Here is a 7228-nt window from a genome sequence, read left to right as displayed (position 1 = left end):
ATGACTGGCGAAGATAGTGCGATTGTTTCAATCATTTGTCATTTGGAATCAGCAGACGAGAATTTCGAGTTATCTATTCGCGTTTCTGGAGATTTTGTTGTAGAAGAGGATGAAACGAAAGATAATATTCCGGGTGTGACGAACGAGTTGCTTTTGAGCCGGAACAGTTTATCTATTCTATTCCCGTATCTTAGGTCGGCAATATCGCAAGTTACTTCGATTGGATACCATAATCCAGTTGTGTTGCCGCCAATCAATATTCTTGACTTCATTCAAAAAAGCAAAGAGGAGGAACCCGAAAAATAATCGGTCCTCCTCTTTTTATTTGAGCACTTTTTCTTTTTCCAATTTAATATGACGTTTACCTGCAGCTTATTATTCATTCTGTTCAAGATAAACCTCTATAGCTTTTTCCCGTCTAGATATCGCATCTTGCGATCCTACCACTTTACCAGAATTCGTTAGTAAATAATTAAACTCCCACGTACCATGTTCCATAAACAAAAACTGTGTCTTTTGAGAGTTGAACAACTTATGAAGTTGTTCGGCTTCGTCGAGATGGTCACTCATTTTTTTGTGGCTTCTGCAATTATTGCGGGATTTTCTGTTTGTATAACAAATTCAATTACTGGTGTTTTAGAGATAACAAATATATAGGTAATCGGTCTGTTTTTAGGGATACAGAGCTTAGCATATTTAATTGCAACAGTTCGAAGTGTGGAGTAAAGGTTGGCGATGTCATTATTTATATCGTCTGTTATCTTTTTTCCTACAGTTGTAAGGAGTTTTTGTGCAATTAATAACTGTATGGCGCTCTCAGACAAATTAATGATTAACTGAGGATCAGGAATAAATGATTTTCTAACTATAATTTTAGAGTCAAATGATACTTCTTCTGGCACTTCATCTTGAAAAATTTTTAAATCCTCATTTGAGTTGAAGTTGTTCAAATCAAATGAAACTTGAATTGAAGAAGGAATCTGATCTTTTTTGATTAAAAATGGTTTTTCATTTGGCCAGGTATCGATGATTACTTTTTGTCCTGTAGGTAGAGTTATTTCTTGAGAATTTTCCCTGTCAAATAAAATAGATTCGCCGAATAATCCATATTCTCCATCAGGCAATTGTTCAATATAGGCTTTAGTGATTTTACCAAAAAAGGGTAATGTTAAATCATGCTCAATAGTCATCCCTAACGCTGATGATTCGTTCATTTGATTCGCAGCGCCTTCTAAGGATTCTTTAGTCATTCTTTGATTATGTCGATCTAAATGTGTCGAGGCCATCATCTGAGCTTTTCTCATTAAAAATTCATCCCTTTTCGATTAATTTAAATTAAACTACACACCTTAATTCAAAACGAGAGTACTGAATATGATTCTTAATAATATCTTCGCTTAGAAAAATGTTTTTTAACTTTTACCGATTTGTCAAATGAAGAGCAAAACATTTTTCGATGGAGGACTCACATAATATTTTCTATTCGAGACATTTCTTCGATGGTCCGTTGATTATGGCAAGCGAGTCAGCGAGTTGGTCTTGAGCACGTCGATTATCAAGCAATAGAATAGGTGGGTATACATCTCTGGCTCTAGATAAGTCTTTATTTTAACACGCTCCACTATGTTACCTTAATTCTGAATGAGGAAGATGCTATGGGCTTCTTATTTTCTGATTGGGGGGTTGGACTTGATTTTATAATTCATCCTCTAATAAAACAAGGAGGTATGTCTCATGAAGCGATTTCAGTTAGAGAGCAAAAAAATAATGTCCTTCATGCATTACATCCATGTGCGGTGTCATCGATGTAAGCAATGTCCAGATATTGTGAAGAATGAGACGTTGCGTCTCAGCTGTCTCGGTTGAGGATACGTGCGCATGTATACGGACGGAGTCTATCGAACGGGTGGGTGGCCTTCAATCCTTTCTGTAGATTACCGCTTTATTTGCAGAAGAGTGATGGTGAGAACAGCAGTATCGAGAGTCGCCTGCCCAAGTGGATGAAGCAAAAACACAACCGAGAGGATGTGTTGCGGGCGATCAAAGGATTAGAACTCGAATATGAGAAAGGATGAACCGAGATGGATCGACAAAAAGAATTACAAATAATCGAGGAGCGGCAATTGACCTCGGTGATGAATGAGACGAAATGGAAACGATTTGGTCAAGCTGTGAGCACGACGTTACCGTATTTACCGCCGTATCAAATCAAATACTTAGGTGAAGATACGTTATTTCCAAGCGACGAATTGTCTCAATTCGAAAATTTAGATTGGGATGATGTTTGGGTGGAATCATCTTTACGATCAATCGAATGGATTCGATTGCGCTCAAAGGTGTTGCTCTATAAAGGAGTCATCATTGACCCAGACATGTGTGATATGACCGATGAACTTATAGACATCCTAAAGAAAGAGCGAATCCCATTCATCCAAAAAAGCGATACCATCCAAGTGTTTGGATATGTTCGGGATACAGGGATTTTTGAGAGATAGTTTAAGAATTAGCGAAGCGAGGAATCAGGTGACATCCTCATCTATTGGATTTTTGTCGTGAAACTAGAGCGAGTCGGGTATGCTAAAAGAGAGACTGTTTTTAGGGAGGAATGATTGAATGGAAACAATTGATCCAAAAGACATTACCCGCATCGCCGTCGTCGGTGCCGGCTGGGTCGGCATCAGTTTTGCTTACCAATTATCGATGGCGGCGCTCTGTGAAGAGCTCGTCTTGATCGACTCGAACCACGCGAAAGCGGAAGGTGAGGCGATGGACTTGAACCACGGCATCTCGTTCGCACCGAGCCCAGTTCGGATTTGGGCAGGGGATTACACGGATTGTCGTGACGCCGACATCGTCATCATCACGGCTGGAGCCGCCCAAAAGCTCGGGCAGACACAGATGGACCTCGCCGGGCAAAATGCGGTCGTCGTCCGTGACGTCACAGAACAAATCATGGCGAGCGGCTTTGACGGGATCATCGTCGTCGCGACGAACCCGGTCAATGTGATGGCCCACGTCGCCTGGAAAGCGTCCGGCTTGCCGAAACACCGCGTCATCGGCTCAGGGACGGTGCTTGATACGGCACGTCTGCGTTATAAGCTCGGCGAATACTTCGACTTGTCGTCGCGTAACTGTCACGTCTATTATATGGGCGAACATGGTGCCGGTGGTTTCGTCGCCTGGGACAACGCCCGGATTTATGGCAAGTCGATGAAGCAATTGCTCGCAGACAATGAATCGTATCGCCAAGAGGATTTAGACGCGATCTATCAAGAAGTACGTGATGCCGCGAACCAAATCATTGGCTATAAGAGTGCGGCCTACTATGCGATCGGTCTCGGTTTGCTCCGCATCGTCCGCGCCATCGTCCGGAACGAGAACACGGTCGTGACGATCGGCGCCCATCTCGACGGTGAATACGGCGCCTCCGACCTCCATATCGGCGTACCTGCCTTGATCGACCGGAGCGGTATCAGTCAAATCATCGAGATCGACTTGACGGCTGAAGAACAACAACAGTTCGACGCCTCGGTCAGACGGATTCGCCAGGCGATTGACAAAATCGAGACAAGTTCATAACAAAAACCCGGCTGCTAATGCAGCCGGGTTCGTTGTTACGACGCCTTTTTCTCGGCGACGTCTTTCTTGTAATACTTTTCAGACGAGAAGAATTCGGTCGTCAGTCGCTTCACTTCACCGCTTAGCATCAAGACGGCGATCATGTTCGGGATGAGGATCATCGCGAGCATGAAGTCGAGGAAGTTCCAAATCATCTGGGCGCCACCGATTGAACCGATGACGATTGATGCGATATAGACGACTTTCATCACTTTACCTGCCGTTAAACCGAACAAGTACTCGGCTTGGCGTGAGCCATAAAAGATGATGACGATGATCGTCGACAAGACGAAGAAGATGAGTGAGATCGTCACGAGCAAGCTGCCCGTATAACCGAAATATTCACGGAAAGCGATGGTCGTGAGGGCGGCCGGGTCGCTCATCGCGCCTTCACGTGTCCAAACACCAGACGATAAGACGACGAACGCGGTCGTGCTGCAGATAATGAGCGTATCGATGACGATCCCGATGACGGCCCAGAAACCTTGGCGGACCGGGTGATCGGTCTGGGCGGCCGCGTGCGCGATCGGTGCCGTCCCAAGACCGGCCTCGTTCGAATAGAGTCCGCGGGCGAAGCCCCAACGGATCGTCTCAGCAATGGCGGCCCCGGCAAATCCGCCGAGCGCGGCCATCGGTTGGAACGCGTACGAGAAGATGAGACCGAGAACGTCAGGGATTTGCGAGAAGTTCATCAAGACGATGATGAACCCGGCTCCGACGTACACGAGTGCCATCGCCGGAACAATGATCTCCGTCACTTTAGCGATTCGTTTCATGCCACCGAAGACGACGAGTGCGACGAGTCCGGCGACGATAATCCCGGTAATGAGCGTGTCGCCGTTGAACGTCTCACGGACGGCCGAGCTGACGGCGTTGCCTTGGACCATGATGCTCGGGATGAGCTCGATCATGAGGGCGAACGCGAACCATGAGGCGAGCCATTTCCACTTCAGCCCTTTGGCCATATAGTAGACTGGGCCGCCGACAAATTCGCCGGCTTCATTTTTCTCGCGGTAACGGACGGCGAGGACACTTTCCGAGAACTTAATGGCCATCCCGACGACGGCGATGACCCACATCCAGAAGATGGCGCCCGGTCCCCCGAACATGATCGCAGCCGGGACGCCGATGATGTTGGCGGCACCGATCGTCGACGATAACGCCGACGTCAACGCCTGACGAGGACTGATGTCGCCTTCGCCTTTCGGTTTTTTAAAGACGCTTCCTAGCGTTTGTTGAACTATATAAAGCGGGTATCGGAATTGAAAGAATCCTAATTTGATGGTCAAGTATACACCTGATAACACGAGTAGGGAGATGATTGGGACTCCCCATAACCAATCTGAAAACGACGTCACGATATTCACAATCTGATCCACATCACCACTCCTAATCCAGTATTTTACTTATATAGTGTTACCTAAGCAGCGTCTCGCTAAACCTGTTATTTCATATGAAGGAGGAGAATACTCATGAAACTTGCTAAACAATTGATCGTCTCAGGACGCGTCCAAGGGGTCGGCTTTCGCTATTTTTGTCAAGCGACCGCGATTGAATCGAACCTAAAAGGGTGGGTCCGAAACTTGAGTGATGGTACGGTCGAGCTCCACGTCGAAGGGGAAGAGACGGACTATGCCTTGTTCAAACGCGCGCTCTACGATGGGAATCGGTTCGTCGGCGTCGAACAGATCGAAGAAACGGATATCGCGGAAGCATCGTATCGTGAATTCGATATCCGCTATTGACTATTTTTTTGAAAAGATGATATGAATTCGCTTGACAAGTAGGCTCCTGTTGTAAAAAAGGAGGGCACTGAAAAACTTCAAATAATTTTGAGCAGAGGAGCGTCATCCCGGATGGGATGGCGCTCCTCTGCTTTCATTGCCCTTCAAGCCGCCCTGTCCGGCACGCCGCTTTCCTGGGGGCGGTCAGCGAGCCGCATCGCGACGATGTCGCTGCTGGGTCTCGCCTTGCCCGCTGTTCCCCCGGGAGTCGGCGTGCCCTCGGGACGACGCTGTACGTCCTTGCCGTTTCGGACTAAACTGGCTATAACTACACATCCTGGAGGCGATCCCGATGATGCCAGACCTGCCGAATATGCCGCCGAGCCCGTATGCGGCGCTTTACGATCTGTTGATCCCTGCCGATGACGAGCTACGGCTCATCCACGATCTCGTATCGTTCGATTTCGTCACCGACCTGCTCGCGGACACGTATTGTCACGACAACGGGCGGATGGCCGTCCATCCTGTCCGGATGTTCAAATATCTGTTCCTCAAGGCACACATCGGATACCTATCGGATGTCGATCTCGTCAGACGGGCGAGGACCGACCTCACCTATAAGTATTTCCTGGATCTCGCGCCGGAGGACGGCGTCATCAACCCGTCCTCGCTCACGAGGTTCCGCCGCCAACGCATGGACGACGACAAACTGCTCGACCAACTGCTCGCACACACGGTCGAGGTCGCGAAAGAGATGGGGCTGCTGAAGGGACGGACGCTGATCGTCGATTCGACCCATTCCCGGGCCCGGTACGGGCAGAAGCCGATTGGGCAGGCGATCATCGAGGAGGCGAAGCATCTGCGCCAAGCGTGCTATCAGGCATCGGCCGATGCGAAGGGGCGTTTCCCTGAGAAAGTCGATGAGCACGACATCGACCAGCTGCTCGCCTATGCGCTCGCCGTGGCGGAGACCGTAGAGTCCGAGATGCCCGAGCTGATGATGCGGGAGCACATCCGCGACAGGGTGAACCGTGTCCGCGAGCTCGCCGAGGACGCGCATGTCGAGCTACAGGTGTCTAAGGACAGCGATGCCCGGACCGGGCACAAGAGCGCCGACTCCTCCTTCTTCGGTTACAAGCATCACCTCGCGATGACGGAAGAAGGCATCATCACGGCCGTCGTCGTCACGTCTGGCGAGGCGGCAGACGGGCCCCAACTGTCGAGTCTCGTCGAGAAGAGCCATCTAGCTGGCGCCGAGTTCGACCACATCGTGGGCGATGCGGCCTATTCGGGCCGAGACAACTTGATCTATGCCGCCTCGCAAGGGTGTAAGCTCGTCGCCCCATTGAACCCTCGTGTCTATTCCCCTGCAGAGAACCGCGGCGAGGGGTTCACTTACAATAAAGATGCGGAACGCTACGTCTGCCCCGCCGGGCACATGGCCATCCGTAAGGCCCGGACAGGCACGAAGAACATCGGTAAGAATCAAAAAGAGACGCATTATTTTGATATTGAGCTGTGTAAACGATGCCCATTGCGTGAAGGTTGTTACAAGGATGGCGCCAATTCGAAAACGTACAGTGTGTCATTGAAATCGAGGGAACATAGCGAACAGCTCGAATACGAGCAAACCGATGAGTTCAAGGACTATCACCGGAAGCGCTTCGCGATTGAGCCGAAGAACAGCCAACTGAAGAACCCGCAAGGTCTGGCGCGAAACAAAACGTCAGACCTGAAAGGCATGACGTTACAGAGCGTGATGGCGATCATCGCGGTAAACCTGAAGCGGATCATCACCCTCTCAAAAGAAAAAACAGGATAAGGGCAAGGAAAAAGAGCGATTGTCCCGACTTGAGTCGGTCCAATCGCCCTTTTTTCTGTTCACG

7 protein-coding genes are annotated in these 7228 nt (G+C 49.0%); 5 read left to right on the top strand and 2 right to left on the bottom strand.

The annotated features are described in order from the left end of the window. On the top strand, positions 1-306 hold a 306-nt coding region (locus A6395_RS03690), incomplete at its 5' end, for a protein-export chaperone SecB (RefSeq protein ID WP_071397916.1). 260 nt (positions 307-566) lie between these two features. Here the strand turns inward: A6395_RS03690 and A6395_RS03680 are convergent. Continuing rightward, on the bottom strand, positions 567-1304 hold the full coding sequence (locus A6395_RS03680) for a hypothetical protein (protein ID WP_071397914.1): 738 nt from the start codon (positions 1302-1304) through the stop codon (positions 567-569). Between the two features lie 777 nt (positions 1305-2081). Here A6395_RS03680 and A6395_RS03675 point away from each other — a divergent pair. Both A6395_RS03675 and A6395_RS03670 read left to right on the top strand, forming a co-directional pair. Continuing rightward, complete coding sequence (locus A6395_RS03675) at positions 2082-2495, top strand: DUF6678 family protein (RefSeq protein WP_071397913.1); 414 nt, start codon at positions 2082-2084, stop codon at positions 2493-2495. A gap of 118 nt (positions 2496-2613) precedes the next feature. Beyond that, complete coding sequence (locus A6395_RS03670) at positions 2614-3579, top strand: L-lactate dehydrogenase (RefSeq protein ID WP_071397912.1); 966 nt, start codon at positions 2614-2616, stop codon at positions 3577-3579. Between the two features lie 35 nt (positions 3580-3614). Here A6395_RS03670 and A6395_RS03665 read toward each other — a convergent pair whose 3' ends face one another. Continuing rightward, on the bottom strand, positions 3615-4997 hold the full coding sequence (locus A6395_RS03665) for an alanine/glycine:cation symporter family protein (RefSeq protein ID WP_071397911.1): 1383 nt from the start codon (positions 4995-4997) through the stop codon (positions 3615-3617). Positions 4998-5090: 93 nt separating this feature from the next. Between A6395_RS03665 and A6395_RS03660 the strand changes: the two genes are divergently transcribed. Together A6395_RS03660 and A6395_RS03655 are read left to right on the top strand one after the other, a co-directional pair. After that, complete coding sequence (locus A6395_RS03660) at positions 5091-5363, top strand: acylphosphatase (protein ID WP_071397910.1); 273 nt, start codon at positions 5091-5093, stop codon at positions 5361-5363. Positions 5364-5694: 331 nt separating this feature from the next. Beyond that, a complete protein-coding gene (locus tag A6395_RS03655) occupies positions 5695-7164 on the top strand; it encodes an IS1182 family transposase (RefSeq protein WP_071397909.1) in 1470 nt (489 codons plus the stop codon). The last annotated feature ends 64 nt before the right edge of the window (positions 7165-7228 follow it).

The organism is Exiguobacterium sp. SH31 (assembly GCF_001816105.1).
GTDB lineage: Bacteria > Bacillota > Bacilli > Exiguobacteriales > Exiguobacteriaceae > Exiguobacterium > Exiguobacterium aurantiacum_A.
Note: the sequence above shows the minus strand (reverse complement) of the source record. Positions and strands in the feature narration are given on the sequence as shown.

What these genes read in the sequence shown, in the direction of transcription:
- A6395_RS03680 (WP_071397914.1), bottom strand. Translation starts at nt 1,304, where the DNA reads ATGAGAAAAGCTCAGATGATGGCCTCGACACATTTAGATCGACATAAT.
- A6395_RS03675 (WP_071397913.1), top strand. Translation starts at nt 2,082, where the DNA reads ATGGATCGACAAAAAGAATTACAAATAATCGAGGAGCGGCAATTGACC.
- A6395_RS03670 (WP_071397912.1), top strand. Translation starts at nt 2,614, where the DNA reads ATGGAAACAATTGATCCAAAAGACATTACCCGCATCGCCGTCGTCGGT.
- A6395_RS03660 (WP_071397910.1), top strand. Translation starts at nt 5,091, where the DNA reads ATGAAACTTGCTAAACAATTGATCGTCTCAGGACGCGTCCAAGGGGTC.
- A6395_RS03655 (WP_071397909.1), top strand. Translation starts at nt 5,695, where the DNA reads ATGATGCCAGACCTGCCGAATATGCCGCCGAGCCCGTATGCGGCGCTT.